This window comes from Paracoccus sanguinis (genome assembly GCF_900106665.1).
GTDB lineage: Bacteria > Pseudomonadota > Alphaproteobacteria > Rhodobacterales > Rhodobacteraceae > Paracoccus > Paracoccus panacisoli.
In genome coordinates this window covers 102190-117201 of the sequence record NZ_FNNA01000002.1, presented here as the reverse complement: position 1 = coordinate 117201, position 15012 = coordinate 102190, and the positions used below count along the sequence as shown (strand labels likewise).

General features: G+C 72.1%; 15 protein-coding genes. 10 read left to right on the top strand and 5 right to left on the bottom strand.

Annotation, left to right across the window (positions count from 1 at the left end; genetic code table 11):
* Nucleotides 1–50: 50 nt before the first annotated feature.
* Nucleotides 51–743 (bottom strand): ZinT family metal-binding protein, encoded by a 693-nt coding sequence (locus tag BLW17_RS07055; RefSeq protein ID WP_052176431.1) that lies wholly within the window; start codon nucleotides 741–743, stop codon nucleotides 51–53.
* 140 nt (nucleotides 744–883) lie between these two features.
* Between BLW17_RS07055 and BLW17_RS07050 the strand changes: the two genes are divergently transcribed.
* The 3 genes from BLW17_RS07050 to BLW17_RS07040 all read left to right on the top strand — a co-directional run bounded on the left by BLW17_RS07050 (nucleotide 884) and on the right by BLW17_RS07040 (nucleotide 2241).
* Nucleotides 884–1081 (top strand): DUF4169 family protein, encoded by a 198-nt coding sequence (locus BLW17_RS07050; RefSeq protein ID WP_036734083.1) that lies wholly within the window; start codon nucleotides 884–886, stop codon nucleotides 1079–1081.
* The gene (locus BLW17_RS07045; protein ID WP_074826372.1) at nucleotides 1071–1367 is read left to right on the top strand and encodes a ribbon-helix-helix domain-containing protein; all 297 of its coding nucleotides are present in this window, start codon (nucleotides 1071–1073) and stop codon (nucleotides 1365–1367) included. Before BLW17_RS07050 ends, BLW17_RS07045 begins: the two co-directional genes overlap by 11 nt.
* Before the next feature lie 127 nt (nucleotides 1368–1494).
* Entirely contained in the window at nucleotides 1495–2241 is a 747-nt protein-coding gene (locus BLW17_RS07040; RefSeq protein ID WP_036734085.1) for a YebC/PmpR family DNA-binding transcriptional regulator, read from the top strand.
* 40 nt (nucleotides 2242–2281) lie between these two features.
* Here BLW17_RS07040 and BLW17_RS07035 read toward each other — a convergent pair whose 3' ends face one another.
* Nucleotides 2282–3541: a SulP family inorganic anion transporter gene (locus BLW17_RS07035; RefSeq protein WP_036734087.1), complete on the bottom strand. Its 1260-nt coding sequence runs from the start codon at nucleotides 3539–3541 to the stop codon at nucleotides 2282–2284.
* A 49-nt stretch (nucleotides 3542–3590) separates the two neighbouring features.
* Between BLW17_RS07035 and BLW17_RS07030 the strand changes: the two genes are divergently transcribed.
* Nucleotides 3591–4211: a LysE/ArgO family amino acid transporter gene (locus tag BLW17_RS07030; protein ID WP_052176432.1), complete on the top strand. Its 621-nt coding sequence runs from the start codon at nucleotides 3591–3593 to the stop codon at nucleotides 4209–4211.
* A gap of 6 nt (nucleotides 4212–4217) precedes the next feature.
* On the opposite strand, the gene BLW17_RS07025 is transcribed toward BLW17_RS07030, so the two are convergent.
* From BLW17_RS07025 to choX, 3 genes are all read right to left on the bottom strand, one after another.
* Nucleotides 4218–5201 (bottom strand): ATP-binding cassette domain-containing protein, encoded by a 984-nt coding sequence (locus tag BLW17_RS07025; protein WP_036734100.1) that lies wholly within the window; start codon nucleotides 5199–5201, stop codon nucleotides 4218–4220.
* Nucleotides 5202–5353: 152 nt separating this feature from the next.
* Nucleotides 5354–6208 carry a choline ABC transporter permease subunit gene (gene choW, locus BLW17_RS07020; protein ID WP_036734088.1) on the bottom strand — a complete coding sequence of 285 codons (855 nt, stop codon included), beginning with the start codon at nucleotides 6206–6208 and terminating at the stop codon, nucleotides 5354–5356.
* A 3-nt stretch (nucleotides 6209–6211) separates the two neighbouring features.
* Nucleotides 6212–7192 carry a choline ABC transporter substrate-binding protein gene (choX, locus tag BLW17_RS07015; protein ID WP_081969153.1) on the bottom strand — a complete coding sequence of 327 codons (981 nt, stop codon included), beginning with the start codon at nucleotides 7190–7192 and terminating at the stop codon, nucleotides 6212–6214.
* A gap of 113 nt (nucleotides 7193–7305) precedes the next feature.
* Here choX and betI point away from each other — a divergent pair, with 113 nt between their 5' ends.
* The 6 genes from betI (at nucleotide 7306) to aroA (ending at nucleotide 15003) form a co-directional block, all read left to right on the top strand.
* Nucleotides 7306–7875 carry a transcriptional regulator BetI gene (gene betI, locus BLW17_RS07010; protein ID WP_036734089.1) on the top strand — a complete coding sequence of 190 codons (570 nt, stop codon included), beginning with the start codon at nucleotides 7306–7308 and terminating at the stop codon, nucleotides 7873–7875.
* Between the two features lie 163 nt (nucleotides 7876–8038).
* The gene (locus tag BLW17_RS07005) at nucleotides 8039–8707 is read left to right on the top strand and encodes a thermonuclease family protein (RefSeq protein WP_036734090.1); all 669 of its coding nucleotides are present in this window, start codon (nucleotides 8039–8041) and stop codon (nucleotides 8705–8707) included.
* 107 nt (nucleotides 8708–8814) lie between these two features.
* Nucleotides 8815–11637, top strand: a complete 2823-nt coding sequence (polA, locus tag BLW17_RS07000; protein WP_036736063.1) for a DNA polymerase I — start codon at nucleotides 8815–8817, stop codon at nucleotides 11635–11637.
* 108 nt (nucleotides 11638–11745) lie between these two features.
* Nucleotides 11746–12735: a cation diffusion facilitator family transporter gene (locus BLW17_RS06995; protein ID WP_074826370.1), complete on the top strand. Its 990-nt coding sequence runs from the start codon at nucleotides 11746–11748 to the stop codon at nucleotides 12733–12735.
* A gap of 112 nt (nucleotides 12736–12847) precedes the next feature.
* Complete coding sequence (gene trmB, locus BLW17_RS06990; RefSeq protein WP_036736072.1) at nucleotides 12848–13543, top strand: tRNA (guanine(46)-N(7))-methyltransferase TrmB; 696 nt, start codon at nucleotides 12848–12850, stop codon at nucleotides 13541–13543.
* A 128-nt stretch (nucleotides 13544–13671) separates the two neighbouring features.
* On the top strand, nucleotides 13672–15003 hold the full coding sequence (aroA, locus tag BLW17_RS06985) for a 3-phosphoshikimate 1-carboxyvinyltransferase (RefSeq protein ID WP_036736066.1): 1332 nt from the start codon (nucleotides 13672–13674) through the stop codon (nucleotides 15001–15003).
* The last annotated feature ends 9 nt before the right edge of the window (nucleotides 15004–15012 follow it).

The following is a 15012-nucleotide window of genomic DNA, read 5'->3' as shown; positions in this document are numbered from 1 at the left end:
GGCGGCGCGGGGGGGCAGGGCGCCCGGCGGAAGGGGCGCCCTGCGTGCGGTCAGTGGGCGAGCATCGCGTCGACGATCTCGGCCGGGGTCATCGCGGCGGGGTAGTAGGTGGGCCAGTTGGTCAGCTCGGCCAGCACCGTGGCGCGGTCGTCGCCCCAGTAGAGGTGGAAGTGGTCCGCCGCCTCGGGCGCGATCCTGTGGTCGCTGAACTGGATGAACCCCGGCGCCGCCGCATCCCCGCCGGTCTTGCGGAAGCTGTAGCGGACCCCGCGGTTGCCCTTGGGATAGGTCAGCGTCTCGTGCCCGTCGTCGGCATAGACGCCGGTCACGTCGCCGCCCTTGCGGTGGAAGGTCACGCGGTCGCCGTCGATGGTCAGCCGGTCCACGTCGGTCTTGTAGCCGGTGTCGTAGTAGGCCTTGTAGCCCTCGGCCGTCTTGTCGCCATGCGCCGCCTTGTCGGCCATCACCGGGTCGAGCGTCCCGTCCGCCAGCAGCGGATGCACCGACTGCCATTTCCCCGCCCAGTCGGCGAGCGTCCGCGCCTTGATCTGGGCGTCGTCGAAGTGGCCGGCATAGATCCTGGCCGCAGCGGGGTCCTTGGCGTGGTCATGGACGTGATCGTGGCTGTGCGCCGGCTTGCTTTCGGCAACCGCGGCGAGCGGGGACAGCGCAACGCCGCTGAGCGCCGCGACGAGCGCCAGTGCGCCGAGGCGCGCGTGCAGGCGAGGGGAGGGGTGGGGCATGGATCGGTCTCCAGTTGTTGTAATAATATAACATTACGGAAACAGCCGCCGCCCGCAACCCGCTTTCGCCGGCGCGTGACCGGAGCCGCGAAACTGGCTATGCTGCGCGCGCGCCGGTCGGGCGCACACCGCGGGGACGCATGGCCGAGATCACCAACCTCAACCGCTATCGCAAGGCGCAGAAGCGGGCCGAAGCCCGGCGCCAAGCCGACGCCAACGCCGCCCGCTTCGGCCGGCCCAAGGCCGAGCGCGAGGCCGAGGCGGCCCGGCAGGACCGCGCCAGCCGCACGCTCGACCAGCACCGGATTGCGCCCGAGGGGGATGCGGATGACCGCTGACCCGCTCGCCCTGCCGCCGATGACCGCGCCGCTCAAGCGGTCGGTCGCCATCGAGGGGCACCGCACCAGCGTCAGCCTCGAGGATGCGTTCTGGCGCGGGCTCGGCGCCGTAGCGGCGGCGCAGGGCACCACAAGGGCCGGGCTGATCGCGCTGATCGACGCGGGCCGCCCGCCCGAGGTCGGGCTCGCCACCGCCATCCGGCTGTTCGTGCTCGACGCCGCTCAGCGTGCCGGCAGCCGGGCCGGGGCCGTGGCCCCGCTTGCGGGGCAGGGCGGCGGCGACTAGAACGCGCTGCACCCGGGGGGCTGGCCCGGCGGCGCCCGCCGAAGGCGGCGGCCGGGCCGTCGCAGCCCCGCCGCATCCCCCTTCCGGCGCCCCGCAGGGCGGCGCCGCCGCACAAAGGACGCACCCCATGGCAGGCCATTCCAAATGGGCCAACATCCAGCACCGCAAGGGCAAGCAGGACAAACTGCGCGCCAAGCTCTTCTCGCGGCTCTCGAAGGAAATCACCGTCGCGGCGAAGATGGGCGACCCGGACCCCGACAAGAACCCGCGCCTGCGGCTGGCGGTGAAAGAGGCCAAGTCGAACTCGATGCCCAAGGACGTGATCGACCGCGCGATCAAGAAATCGCAGGGCGGTGACGCCGAGAACTACGAGGAAATCCGCTACGAGGGCTACGGCCCGAACGGCATCGCCATCATCGTCGAGGCGATGACCGACAACCGCAACCGCACCGCCTCGAACGTGCGGTCGTATTTCACCAAGAACGGCGGCGACCTCGGCCAGACCGGCTCGGTCAGCTTCATGTTCGACCGGGTGGGCGAGATCATGTATCCCGCGAGCGTCGGCGACGCCGACACGGTGATGATGGCGGCGCTCGAGGCGGGGGCCGAGGACGTCGAATCCGACGACGAGGGCCACTGGATCTACTGCGCCGACACCGACCTGAACGAGGTCGCGGCGGCGCTCGAGGCGACCTTGGGCGAATCCGAGACCGCCAAGCTGATCTGGAAGCCGCAGGCCCCGACCGAGGTCGGCGATCTGGACCACGCGCAGAAGCTGATGAAGCTGATCGACACGCTCGAGGATGACGACGACGTGCAGACCGTCACCGCCAACTTCGACCTGACCGAGGCGGTCGCGGCGCAGCTCGACTGACCTTCGCGGCCGCGCCTGCCCGTCCGGGCGGGCGCGCCGCTCAATGCGCGGGCGGTGTCCAGTCCGAGGGCACGTCGCGCCGCGCCAGCCGCAGCGCGAGGCCCGCCCCGACACCCACACCGATGGCGATGGTCAGGTCGGCCAGCACCGTCAGCCCCAGCGTCAACAGCAACAGCCCCTGATCGCCGCGCCGCAGCGCCAGCCGGTGCCGCCATTTCGCCGGCTCGGTCATGTTCCAGGCGGTGAGCAGCAAGAGCCCCGCCAGCGCCGGCATGGCGAGCGCGCCGGCCAGCGGTGCGGCGACCATCATCACGACCAGAATGACCAGCGCGTGCACGAGCCCCGCGACGGGCGTGCGGCCCCCGGCCTTGACGTTGGTCGCGGTGCGCGCGATCGCCCCGGTCGCGGGCAGGCCGCCCATCAGCGCCGAGCCGATGTTGGCCCAGCCCTGCGCCATCAGCTCGGCATTCGGGCGGTGGCGGCCGCCGATCATCCGGTCCGCGACCAGCGCCGACAGCAGCGACTCGATCCCGGCGAGGAACGCGATGACGAGCGCCGAGGGCAGCAGCTCCACCACCCGGGCATAGCTCATCTCGGGCAGCGCCGGCCTCGGCAGGTGGTCGGGCAGGGCGCCGAAGCGCGAGCCGATGCTGTCCACCCCGAGCCCCAGGGCGAGCCCCAGCGCCGAGGTCGCCCCGACCGCGACGATCAGCCCCGGAAACCGCGGGAAGGCGCGCCGCAGCAGCACGATCAGCGCCATCGTCCCGACCGTGACCCCCAGCGCCGCCGGGTCGATCTGCCCCCGCGCGGCCCAGATCGCGCCGAGCTTGGGCAGGAACTCGGCCGGGACATGGGCGAGGTGCAGTCCCAGCGCGTCGGGCAGCTGGCTCGCCGCGATGATGATTCCGATGCCGATGGTGAAGCCGTCGATCACCGGCTCGGGCACCAGCGCGATCAGCCGCCCGGCCCGCAGCGCCCCGGCTGCGACGAGGACCACGCCCGCCATCAGCGTGGCGAGGATCAGCCCGTCCTGCCCGTGCGCCGCGACGACGCCTGCCACCACGACGATGAACGCCCCGGTCGGCCCGCCGATCTGCACCCGGCTGCCGCCGAGGGCCGAGATCAGGAACCCGCCGACGATGGCCGTGACCAGCCCCACGCCCGGCGGCACCCCCGAGGCGATGGCGATGGCGAGGCTCAGCGGGATCGCCACCATCGCCACGGTGACGCCCGCCACCGCATCGGCCAGGAAATCCGCGCCGCGATAGCCGGGCAGGGTGGACAGGATCTTGGGCTTCATGGGACATCCTTCCTCCGGGCCAGCTAAGGCGGCGGAAGGGACAGTTTCAATGGCATTTCAAGGGGCCGCGGCGGGGTCGTTTGCCGCAGGGCTGGGCACGGGGCTGTCGCTGATCGTGGCGATCGGGGCGCAGAACGCCTTTGTCCTCAAGCAGGGCCTGTTGCGCCGGCACGTGTTCGCGGTCTGCCTGTTCTGCGCGCTGTCGGACGCGGCGCTGATCGCGGCCGGGGTGGCCGGGGCGGGCGCGCTGGCGTCGCGGGCGCCGTGGTTCCTGTCGGCGATGCGCTGGGGCGGCGCGGCGTTCCTCATCTGGTACGGGCTGCGTTCGGCGCGGGCCGCGTGGCAGGGCGGCGAGGCGCTGGCGCCCGAGGGGGCCGTACTGCCTTCGCTCGCGGCAACGCTCGCCACCATCGCGGCGCTGACCTGGCTCAACCCGCACGTCTGGCTCGACACGGTGGTGCTGCTGGGCGCGGTCAGCGCCCAGTCGCCCGACCGGGTGGCCTTTGCGGCGGGGGCGATGACCGGGTCGGTGCTGTTCTTCTTCTCGCTCGGCTATGGGGCGCGGCTGCTCGCGCCGGTCTTTGCCCGGCCGGCCGCGTGGCGGGTGCTCGACGCCGCTGTGGCGCTGGTGATGTGGGCCATCGCCGCGACGCTGATCCTCGGCGGCTAGCCGCCCTCAGCCGCGCGGCGCCGACAGCCGCGCCAGCACGCCGGTGCAGGTCACCCGCCCGCCGCCCGCGACCGGCAGCCCCTCGGCCCCGGCGGGCAGCTTCGCCAGCGCCGCCATCACCTCGCGCACTGGCATCGTCGCGGGCAGGGGCACGCCCGGCGCCTCGCCCGGCTCGACCAGATCGGCGGCGGTCAGCACCACCAGCGGATCCATGTGGGCGACGAAATCGGCCACATAGTCGCTCGCCGGGGCATTGATGATCTGCCGCGCGGTGCCGGTCTGGACGATCCGGCCCCCCTCCATCAGCGTGATCCGGTTGCCGAGCTTGAACGCCTCGTCGAGGTCGTGGCTGACGAACAGGATCGTCCGCCGGGTCCGCGCCTGCAGCTCCAGCAGGTCGTCCTGCAACCGCGTGCGGATCAGCGGGTCGAGGGCCGAGAACGGCTCGTCCATCAGCAGGATCGGGGCGCTGGTCGCAAACGCGCGGGCGAGGCCCACGCGCTGCTGCATCCCGCCCGAGAGGTCCCCCACCCGCCGCTCGGCCCAGTCGGCAAGGCCCACCGTCTCAAGCTCTTCGTCCACCCGCGCCCGGCGCTGGCGGCGCGACTGGCCGGCCAGCTCGAGCCCCAGCCCCACATTCTCGCGCACCGTGCGCCAGGGCAGCAGGCCGAACTGCTGGAACACCATCGCCACATGGCGCAGCCGCAGCTCGCGCAGCGTCTCGCGGTCGGCGTGGGTCACGCTGACGAGCTCGCTCCCCATCCGCACCCGGCAGTCGCCGCGCACCACGGGGGTGAGGCCGTTCACCGCCCGCAGCAGCGTCGACTTGCCCGACCCCGAGAGGCCCATGAGGACGAGGATCTCGCCCTCGGCCACCTCGAGCGTGCAGTCGTGCACGCCCAGCACCTGGCCGGTCGCGTCCCGGATCTCGTTCCGGTCGCGCCCGGCGTCGGCCAGCGGCAGGGCGCTGGCGGGGCGGTCGCCGAACATGATCGACACCTTGTCGAAGGCCACCGCCACCGGCGCGGCCGCAGGACGCGGGGCGGGGCCTGTGGGCCGCGCCCCCGGCCGCAGCGCCTGGGCGCGGGCGGGCAGGGGGGCAGGCGGGATGGCCGTCGCGGCGTCGAGCGTCTGTCTCTGCATCACGGGCGTTTCCTCCGCATGGCGAACATCCGGTCGAGGATGATCGCCACCACGACGATCACGAACCCGGATTCGAAACCCAGCGCCGTGTTGACGCTGTTCAGGGCCCGCACCACCGGCACCCCCAGCCCCGAGGCGCCGACCAGCGCCGCGATGACCACCATGGACAACGACAGCATGATCGTCTGGTTCAACCCGGCCATGATCTGCGGCAGGGCGCTGGGCAGCTCGACCTTCCACAGAAGCTGGCGGGGGGTGGCGCCGAAGGCGCGCGCCGCCTCGACCAGCGCGGGCGGGGTGGTCGAGACGCCGAGCCAGGTCAGCCGGATCGGCGCGGGCAGGACGAAGATGACCGTGGCGATCAGCCCCGGCACCATGCCGATGCCGAAGAACACGATCGCCGGGATCAGATAGACGAAGGTCGGCAGCGTCTGCATCAGGTCCAAGAGCGGCTGGACATAGCGGTAGAGCCGCGGCCGGTGCGCCAGCGCGATCCCCGCCGGCACGCCGACCGCCATGCAGACGACGCAGGCCGACAGCACCAGCGTCAGCGACTGCATGGTGGCGTCCCAGTAGCCCTGGTTGAGGATGAACAGGAACCCCACCGCGACCCAGAGGCAGGTCCTCCAGCTGCGCCGCAGCCCCCAGGCCAGCGCCACCGCGATGGCGGTGAAGACCAGCGGATGCGGCAGCTCGAGGATCGTCTGGATGCCGGCGATCAGCCGGTCGAGCGCCAGCGCCACCGCATCGAACAGCGGGCTCGCATGGGCCTTAACCCAGTCGAACCCGAGCTTCGCCGACCGCCCGACCGGCAGCTTGTGGTCCGTCAGAAGGGCGGTCAGCGGCTCGAGCATGGATCAGTCCCCGAGCTTGTCCGACAGCGCCGCGACCGCGTCGCCGCCATCGGCGGTGGTGACCCCCGCGACCCACGCCTTGGCGGTGTCGGGATGGGCGCGCAGCCAGGTCTCGGCGGCCTTGGCGGGCTCGGCGGCGTCGTTCAGGATCGCGCCCATGATCTCGTTCTCCATCTCGAGCGTGAACTCGAGGTTCTGCAGGAACCGGCCCACGTTCGGGCATTCGGTGACGTAGCCCGCGCGGGTCGTGGTCCTCACCTCGGCGCCGCCGAGGTTGGGCCCGAAGATGTCGTCGCCGCCGGCGAGGTAGGTCAGCGCGAACTGGGTGTTCATCGGATGCGGCTCCCACCCGAGGAACACCACCGGCTCACCGGCCGCATCGGCGCGGGCGACCTGCGCCAGCATCCCCTGTTCCGAGCTTTCCACGATCTCGAAGGTGCCGAGGCCGAACTTGTCCTGCGCCACCATGTCCAGCAGCAGGCGGTTGCCGTCGTTGCCCGGCTCGATGCCGTAGATCTTGCCGGCGAGCTGGTCCTTGTGGGCGGCGATCGCGGCGAAGTCGGTGATCCCCAGGTCGGCGCCGGCCTTGTTGGTGGCGAGCGTATACTTGGCCCCGGTCAGGTTGGTGCGGACCGTGTCGACGGTCTTGCTGTCGGTGTAGGGCTTCAGATCCGCTTCCATCGACGGGTGCCAGTAGCCGAGGAACACGTCGAGATCGTCGGTGGAGAGCGCCGAGAAGGTGACGGGCACGGACAGCACCTTGACCTCGGGCTGATAGCCGAGCGCGCCCAGCACCGTCGTGGCCAGCGCCGTCGTCGCGGTGATGTCGGTCCAGCCCACGTCCGAGAAGCGCACGGCCTTGCAGGAGGCCGGCTCGGTGGCGGCGGCCGGCGCCGGGGCCGCCGGAGTCTGGGCGGCGAGGGGCTGGGCGGCAAGCGGCAGCGCCGCGGCGGCCAGCACGAGGAAGGTGGAACGGAGGGTCATCGCCTGTTGGTCCTTTTCGTCTTGGCCGGGCGGGCCGCGTTTTTATTGATTGACGAGTCAATCAAGGACGCGGTATCCCCTCGGCGCGGAGTGATTCTGCCGAGGGGCCAGTTATGCCCAAAATCGGGGCCGAGGCCAGCCGGAAGGCGGCGCTCGTCGATGCGGCCATTGCGGCAGTCGGCCGATCCGGCACCGGTGACGTGACGGTCGCCGCCATCGCCCGCGAAGCGGGGATGTCGCCCGCGCTCGCCCACCACTACTTCGGCTCAAAGTCCCAGATGCTGACCGCAGCGATGCGTCACATCCTCGCGACCTACGGCGCCAAGGTCCGCGCCGCACTCGCCGAGGCCCCGCCCAACGGGCGGGCCGAGGCGATCGTCGCCGCGAGCCTGTCGGCCGATCACTTCGACCACGACACCATCGCCGCATGGCTGAACTTCTACCCCCTCGCCGTGACCGAGCCCGAGGCCGCGCGGCTGCTGGCGATCTATCACCGCCGGCTGCGGACCAACCTGACCCACGCCCTGCGCCCCCGCGCGGGTGCCGACGCCCCGCGCCTGGCCGAAACGCTGGGGGCGCTGATCGACGGCGTCTATCTGCGCGCCGTGGTAGACGCCCGCGGCCCGAGCCCCGACGACGCGCACGGCATGGTGCGCCGCTGGCTGGACGACGCGCTGCGGTGACGGGCGAGCCCGGATGGGTAACTGAGCCAGAAAGAACGCAGGGGGGCTTCTTTCTTGCCCAACTACCCAAGCCGCCTCTCCCGCGCGATTCCCGGGCATTTGAGCGATCCACCCCGCCACCCCCACCTTGAACAAACGGTAAACGAACCCTTAACTTAACGGAATGTTAAGGGTCTGTTCGCTCCTCGTTCTGCTCGCCACTCCGGCCCTCGCCGGTCCGCTGACCGGCACCGCCCGGATCATCGACGGCGACACGCTGGGTCTCGCCACGCCGGGGGGCGAGGCGATCATCCGCTTGCACGGGATCGACGCGCCGGAACGTGGCCAGAGCTGCGCCGACGCCGCAGGCGACGCCTATCCCTGCGGCGTGCGGGCGACCGAGGCGCTGGGCGCGCTGGTCGGGCGGGCGCGGGTGACGTGCGAGCCGCTCGACATGGACCGGCACGAGCGCATCGTCGCGCGCTGCACGGCACGGGGCCGCGATCTGGGACAGGCGATGGTCGCCGCGGGCATGGCCCGCGCCTATCTGCGCTACGCCACCGACTATCTGCCCGACGAAAACGCGGCCCGCGCCGCCCGCCGCGGCCAGTGGGCCGGCGAGGCCGAGGAGCCCGCGCTCTACCGCCTCGCCCGCACGACCCATGCCGCGCCGCCCGCCGAGGAGCCGGGCGACTGCACGATCAAGGGTAACATCTCGACCGGCGGCCGCATCTACCACCTGCCCGGCGGGCGCTGGTACGACCGGACCGCCATCGACCCGGCCGCGGGCGAGCGCTGGTTCTGCTCACCGGCCGAGGCCGAGGCCGCCGGCTGGCGCGCCGCCCGCGGCTGAGCCCCACCCCCCGCTCCTCCGCCCCGCGACGTTTGCGCCCCCGCCCGGCGCGTGGCAGAACGGCCCCACGCCTGCACTCTCCCCCTCTCCCCCAAGGACTCCCCGCGATGAACGACGCCTCCGGTACCAATGACGCGGGCTTCGGCAAGGGCAGCCACCTGCATCTCATCGACGGCTCGGCCTTCATCTTCCGCGCCTACCACGCGCTGCCGCCGCTGACCCGCAAGTCCGACGGCCTGCCCATCGGCGCGGTGGCGGGGTTCTCGAACATGCTGTGGAAATACATCGAGGAGGCCCGCGGCGCCGACGCCCCCACCCATGCGGCGGTGATCTTCGACCACTCGTCCAAGACCTTCCGCAACGAGATCTACAGCGACTACAAGGCCAACCGCCCCGAGCCGCCGGACGAGCTGAAGCCGCAGTTCCCGCTGACGCGCGAGGCGACCCGCGCCTTCAACGTCGCCTGCATCGAGATCGCCGATTTCGAGGCCGACGACATCATCGCCACCCTCGCCTGTCAGGCGCGCGCGCTGGGCGGCCGGGTCACGATCATCTCCTCGGACAAGGACCTGATGCAGCTCGTCGGTGACGGCGTCGAGATGCTCGACCCGATCAAGAACCAGCGCATCGGCCGCGACGAGGTGTTCGCCAAGTTCGGCGTCTACCCCGAGCGCGTGGTGGACGTGCAGGCGCTGGCCGGCGACAGCATCGACAACGTCCCCGGCGCGCCCGGCATCGGCATCAAGACCGCCGCCCAGCTCATCGGCGAGTACGGCGACCTCGAGACGCTGCTGGCCCGCGCCGAAGAGATCAAGCAGCCCAAGCGCCGCCAGACGCTGATCGACCACGCCGAGCAGATCAGGGTCTCCAAACGCCTCGTGCAGCTCGACTGCGAGACCCCCATCGACTTCGCCATGGCGACGCTCGAGGTCACCGACCCCGACCCCGCGACGCTGATGGAGTTCCTCAACCGGATGGAGTTCCGCACCCTGACCAACCGGGTGGCTGAGCGCTTCAAGGCCGAGGCGCCCGAGCCGGTCGCCCCGCCGCCCGAGCAGGCGTCCCCTGCCGCGCCCGAGTTCCCGCCGGTCAACTGCGCCGACTACGTCACCATCACCGACGAGGAGACGCTGGCCCGCTGGATCGCCGCGATCCGGCAGAAGGGCGCGGTGGCGCTCGACACCGAGACGACCAGCCTCGACGAGATGCAGGCCGAGCTGGTGGGGATCTCGCTCTGCCCGGACGTGGGGCTCGCGGCCTATGTGCCGCTGGGTCACGTCGAGGGCGCCGCGGACCTCTTTGGCGGCGGCAGCCGTGCCGCGGGGCAGATCCCGATGGACCGGGCGCTGGCGATGCTCAAGCCGATGCTCGAGGATCAGGCGGTGCTGAAGATCCTGCACAACGCCAAGTATGACTGGAAGATCCTTGCCCGCCACGGCATCCGCATGGCGCCCGTCGATGACACCATGCTGATGAGCTACGCGCTCAACGCCGCGCTGCACAATCACGGCATGGACGAGCTGGCCGACACCTACATCGGCCACCGCTGCCAGCCGATCAAGGAGCTGATCGGCTCGGGCAAGTCGCAGATCAGCTTTGCCCAGGTGCCGATCGACGCGGCCACCCGCTATGCGGCCGAGGACGCCGAGATCACCTGGCGGCTCTGGCAGCATTTCCGCCCGCAGCTCCCCGCGGCTGGGGTGACGACGGTCTATGAGACGCTGGAACGCCCGATGATCGAGGTGCTGGCCGGGATGGAGATGGCGGGGGTCGAGATCGACGCCGCCCATCTGCGACGGATGTCGGGGGCCTTCGCGCAGAAGATGGCGGCGCTCGAGGACGAGGCCTACGGGCTCGCCGGCGGCAAGTTCAACCTCGGCTCGCCCAAGCAGCTGGGCGAGATCCTGTTCGGCCAGATGGGGCTGACCGGGACCAAGGCGGGCAAGTCCGGGGCGCTCTCGACCTCGGCCGACGTGCTCGAGGACATGGCGGCCGAGGGGCACGAGCTGCCGGCCCGCATCCTCGACTGGCGGGCGCTCTCGAAGCTGAAATCGACCTATACCGACGCGCTGCCGACCTATGTGAACCCCGAGACGGGGCGGGTCCACACCTCGTATTCCATCGCCGGGGCCTCGACCGGGCGGCTCGCCTCGACCGATCCGAACCTGCAGAACATCCCCGTGCGCACCGACGAGGGCCGCCGCATCCGCGAGGCGTTCCTTGCGCCCGAGGGCAAGCGGCTGGTCTCGCTCGACTATTCCCAGATCGAGCTGCGCATCCTCGCCCATATCGCCGACATCCCGGCGCTGAAACAGGCCTTCGCCGAGGGCATCGACATCCACGCCATGACCGCCAGCCAGATGTTCGGCGTCCCGGTCGAGGGTATGGACCCGATGATCCGGCGCCAGGCCAAGGCGATCAACTTCGGCGTGATCTACGGCATCTCGGGCTTCGGCCTCGCCCGCAACCTGCGGATTCCGCGGGCCGAGGCGCAGGCCTTCATCGACACCTATTTCGAGCGCTTCCCCGAGATCCGCGCCTACATGGACGCGACCACCCGGCAGGCGAAGGCGCAGGGCTTCGTGCGCACGCTCTTCGGGCGGCGCATCCATACGCCGGGCATCTCCTCCTCGGGTCCGGCCGCGGCGGGCGCGCGGCGGGCGGCGATCAACGCGCCGATCCAGGGGACGGCCGCCGACATCATCCGCCGGGCGATGATCCGCATGCCCGCCGCGATCGAGGGGCTGCCTGCCCGGATGCTGCTGCAGGTCCACGACGAATTGGTGTTCGAGGCCGACGAGGGCGCCGTCGCGCCCCTCATCGCCGTCGCGCGCGAGGTGATGGAGGGCGCCGCCGCCCCCGCCGTGCACCTGACCGTGCCGCTGGTGGTGGACGCCGGCGCCGGCGCGACCTGGGCCGAGGCGCATTGAGCCGGGCGGCGTCCCTGCGCAGGGCGGAGGCGGGCGCGAGGGCGCCCCGCGCGCTCCGTCCGACGTCGCGCGGGTCGCGCTGCGTTCTGCCGCCCGAGGGCCGACCCCATGCCGCATGACCACACCCATCAAGGGCACGGCTCCCACGGGCACGGCCCCCACGCGCACGCCCACGGCGCCGAGGGCCTCGGGGACCGCGCGCTCCTCTGGGCGGTGGTCATCAACCTCGTGCTCACCGCGGCCCAGATCGGCGGCGGCCTCGTCGCCGATTCGGTCGCGCTGGTGGCGGACGGGGTGCACAATCTCTCGGACGCGCTGGCGCTGGTGCTGGCCTTCGGCGCCCGCCGCCTCGCCGCCCGGCCCGCGAGCCGGTCGATGACCTTCGGCTGGGGCCGGGCCGAGATCGTCGCGGCCTTCGTCAACTACCTCGCGCTGATCGCGGTGTCGGTCTGGCTGATGGTCGAGGCCGCGGGCCGCCTGGCCGACCCGCCGCCGGTCGCGGGCGGGGTGGTGATGGCGCTGGCAGGGCTGGCGCTGGTCGTGGACCTGGGCACTGCCTGGCTGACCGCGCGGCTGGCGCGCGAAAGCGTCAACATCCGCGCCGCCTGGCTGCACAACCTCGCCGATGCGGCGGTGTCGGTCGCGGTGCTGGTCGGCGGCGCGCTGATCCTCGTCTTTGGCTGGCGGCTCGCCGACCCGATCCTGACGCTGCTCATTTCGGTGGTGATCCTCTGGCACATCCGCGGCGAGATCGGCGGCGTGCTGCGGATGCTGCTGCTGGGCGCGCCCGACGGCGTGGACGACGCGGCGCTGCGCGCCGGCCTCCTGGCGCTGCCGGGGGTCGAGGGGCTGCACCACCTGCACCTGTGGCAGATCGACGAGCGCCGCGTCTCGGCCGAGATGCACCTCGTCCTCGCGCCCGACACCGACCCCTTCGCCGCCCGGGTCGCCGCCCGCCGGGTGCTCGCCACCCACGGCGTCCACCACGCCACCATCGAGACCGAGACCGCCGCCACCGGCTGCGCCGAGGCGGGGACCGAAGCCGACCCCCACGATCACGACCACGACCACCCCCACGACCACCCCCACGGCGCCTGACCCCGCCCGCATCGCGCTTGACCTCGCGCCCGCGGCGCGGCATCGCCCCGGACCAACGATCCGGCCATGCGCGACATGGTTATGAAGGACCCCGGCCATGAAGGACCCGGCCATGAGCGACTTCGACCCCACACCCCCGCACCGCAACTTCTACGGCCGCCGGCACGGCAAGACCCTGCGGCAGAGCCAGAAGGGCTACCTCGCCGACGACCTCGGCACCCTGCGCCCGCGCGGCATCACGCTGGACGAGAACCCCGCGCGCACCCCCATCGACCCCGCCGCGATCTTCGGCGATGACCGGCCGGTCTGGCTCGAGGTCGGCTTCGGCGGCGGCGAGCACATGGTGGCGATGGCCGCGCGCTATCCCGAGATCGGGATCATCGGCTGCGAGCCGTTCATCAACGGCGTCGCGATGCTGCTGGGCAAGATCCGCGCGGCGGGCGTCTCCAACGTGTCGGTCCACCCGGGCGACGCCCGCGACCTGATGGACGTGCTGCCCGACGCCTCCCTGGCGCGGGCGTTCCTCAACTATCCCGACCCCTGGCCCAAGGCCCGCCACCACCGCCGCCGCTTCGTGACCCCCGAGCACCTCGTGCCGCTCTACCGCGTCATGGCGCCGGGCGCCGAGTTCCGCGTGGCGACCGACATCCCCGACTACATGCGCCAGACCCTCGAGGAGGTGCCGAAGGCCGGCTTCACCCTAGTCTCGGATGGCCCCGTGGCGTGGGGTGACTGGCACTCGACCCGCTACGAGCAGAAGGCGCTGCGCGAGGGGCGGGTGCCGCATTACGCGACCTTCCGCCGCTGAGGGAACGCCCCAAGGGAACGCCGCTTCCGCGGCGTGCCTCCGGCGGGGATATTTGGGCAAGAAAGAAGGGGCGTGGCATTGCCCCCGCCGGCACGGTAACGCTGTCGGCCAACGTCAGGAGGCCGCTCATGTCCCATTCCGCCGAACCCCACCCGCTCACCGCCCGCCGCGGCGGCCCGCTGACCGGCGCGGCGCTCGTCCCCGGCGACAAGTCGGTGAGCCACCGGGCGCTGATCCTCGGCGCGCTGGCGGTGGGTGAGACGCGGATCACCGGCCTGCTGGAAGGGCAGGACGTGCTCGACACCGCCAGCGCCATGCGCGCCTTCGGCGCCGAGGTGACGCGGGTGGGCGAGGGTGAGTGGGTGGTCCACGGCGTCGGCGTCGGCGGCTTTGCCGAGCCTGCCGGCGTGATCGACTGCGGCAACTCGGGGACCGGGGTGCGGCTCATCATGGGCGCCATGGCCACCACCCCGATCACCGCCACCTTCACCGGCGACGCGAGCCTGTCGCGCCGCCCGATGCGCCGCATCACCGATCCGCTCGCGCTGTTCGGGTCCGAGATCACCGCGCGCGAGGGCGGGCTGCTGCCCGTCACCATCCGCGGCGCGGCCGAGGCGCTGCCGGTGCGCTATGCCACCCCCGTCGCCAGCGCGCAGATCAAGTCGGCAGTGCTGCTCGCGGGGCTGAACGCCCCCGGCGAGACCGTGGTGATCGAGGCCGAGCCGACCCGCGACCACACCGAGCGGATGCTCGCGGGCTTCGGCGCCCGGATCACCACCGAGGTCACGGACGAGGGCCGGGTCATCACCCTGACCGGCCGCCCCGAGCTTGTGGCCCAGCCCGTCGCCGTGCCGCGCGACCCGTCCTCGGCGGCCTTTCCCGTCGCCGCCGCGCTTCTGGTGCCGGGGTCCGAGATCACCGTGCCGGGGGTCAGCCGCAACCCGACCCGCGACGGGTTCTACGTCACCCTGGCCGAGATGGGCGCCGACCTGACCTGGTCCGACGACCGCCTCGAGGGGGGCGAGCCGGTCGCCGACCTCACCGTGCGCCACGGACCCCTGCGCGGCGTCGCCGTGCCGGCCGAGCGGGCGGCGAGCATGATCGACGAGTTCCCGATCCTCGCCGCGCTCGCCGCGCGGGCCGAGGGCACCACACTCATGCACGGCGTGGCCGAGCTGCGGGTCAAGGAGAGCGACCGCATCGCCGCAATGGCCGACGGCCTGCGCGCCAACGGTGTCCGGGTCGAGGATACCGCCGACAGCCTGACCGTCCACGGCAGCGCGGCGGTGCCGGGCGGGGCGACGGTCGCCACCCACCTCGACCACCGCATCGCGATGAGCTTCCTCGTCCTCGGCCTCGTCAGCGACGCGCCGATCACCGTCGACGACGGCGGCCCGATCGCCACCAGCTTCCCCGACTTCCTGCCGCTGATGCGGCGGCTCGGGGCCGACATCGGCTGACCCCGAGGC

What these genes read in the sequence shown, in the direction of transcription:
- BLW17_RS07055 (WP_052176431.1), bottom strand. Translation starts at nt 743, where the DNA reads ATGCCCCACCCCTCCCCTCGCCTGCACGCGCGCCTCGGCGCACTGGCG.
- BLW17_RS07050 (WP_036734083.1), top strand. Translation starts at nt 884, where the DNA reads ATGGCCGAGATCACCAACCTCAACCGCTATCGCAAGGCGCAGAAGCGG.
- BLW17_RS07045 (WP_074826372.1), top strand. Translation starts at nt 1,071, where the DNA reads ATGACCGCTGACCCGCTCGCCCTGCCGCCGATGACCGCGCCGCTCAAG.
- BLW17_RS07040 (WP_036734085.1), top strand. Translation starts at nt 1,495, where the DNA reads ATGGCAGGCCATTCCAAATGGGCCAACATCCAGCACCGCAAGGGCAAG.
- BLW17_RS07035 (WP_036734087.1), bottom strand. Translation starts at nt 3,541, where the DNA reads ATGAAGCCCAAGATCCTGTCCACCCTGCCCGGCTATCGCGGCGCGGAT.
- BLW17_RS07030 (WP_052176432.1), top strand. Translation starts at nt 3,591, where the DNA reads ATGGCATTTCAAGGGGCCGCGGCGGGGTCGTTTGCCGCAGGGCTGGGC.
- BLW17_RS07025 (WP_036734100.1), bottom strand. Translation starts at nt 5,201, where the DNA reads ATGTTCGGCGACCGCCCCGCCAGCGCCCTGCCGCTGGCCGACGCCGGG.
- choW (WP_036734088.1), bottom strand. Translation starts at nt 6,208, where the DNA reads ATGCTCGAGCCGCTGACCGCCCTTCTGACGGACCACAAGCTGCCGGTC.
- choX (WP_081969153.1), bottom strand. Translation starts at nt 7,192, where the DNA reads ATGACCCTCCGTTCCACCTTCCTCGTGCTGGCCGCCGCGGCGCTGCCG.
- betI (WP_036734089.1), top strand. Translation starts at nt 7,306, where the DNA reads ATGCCCAAAATCGGGGCCGAGGCCAGCCGGAAGGCGGCGCTCGTCGAT.
- BLW17_RS07005 (WP_036734090.1), top strand. Translation starts at nt 8,039, where the DNA reads ATGTTAAGGGTCTGTTCGCTCCTCGTTCTGCTCGCCACTCCGGCCCTC.
- polA (WP_036736063.1), top strand. Translation starts at nt 8,815, where the DNA reads ATGAACGACGCCTCCGGTACCAATGACGCGGGCTTCGGCAAGGGCAGC.
- BLW17_RS06995 (WP_074826370.1), top strand. Translation starts at nt 11,746, where the DNA reads ATGCCGCATGACCACACCCATCAAGGGCACGGCTCCCACGGGCACGGC.
- trmB (WP_036736072.1), top strand. Translation starts at nt 12,848, where the DNA reads ATGAGCGACTTCGACCCCACACCCCCGCACCGCAACTTCTACGGCCGC.
- aroA (WP_036736066.1), top strand. Translation starts at nt 13,672, where the DNA reads ATGTCCCATTCCGCCGAACCCCACCCGCTCACCGCCCGCCGCGGCGGC.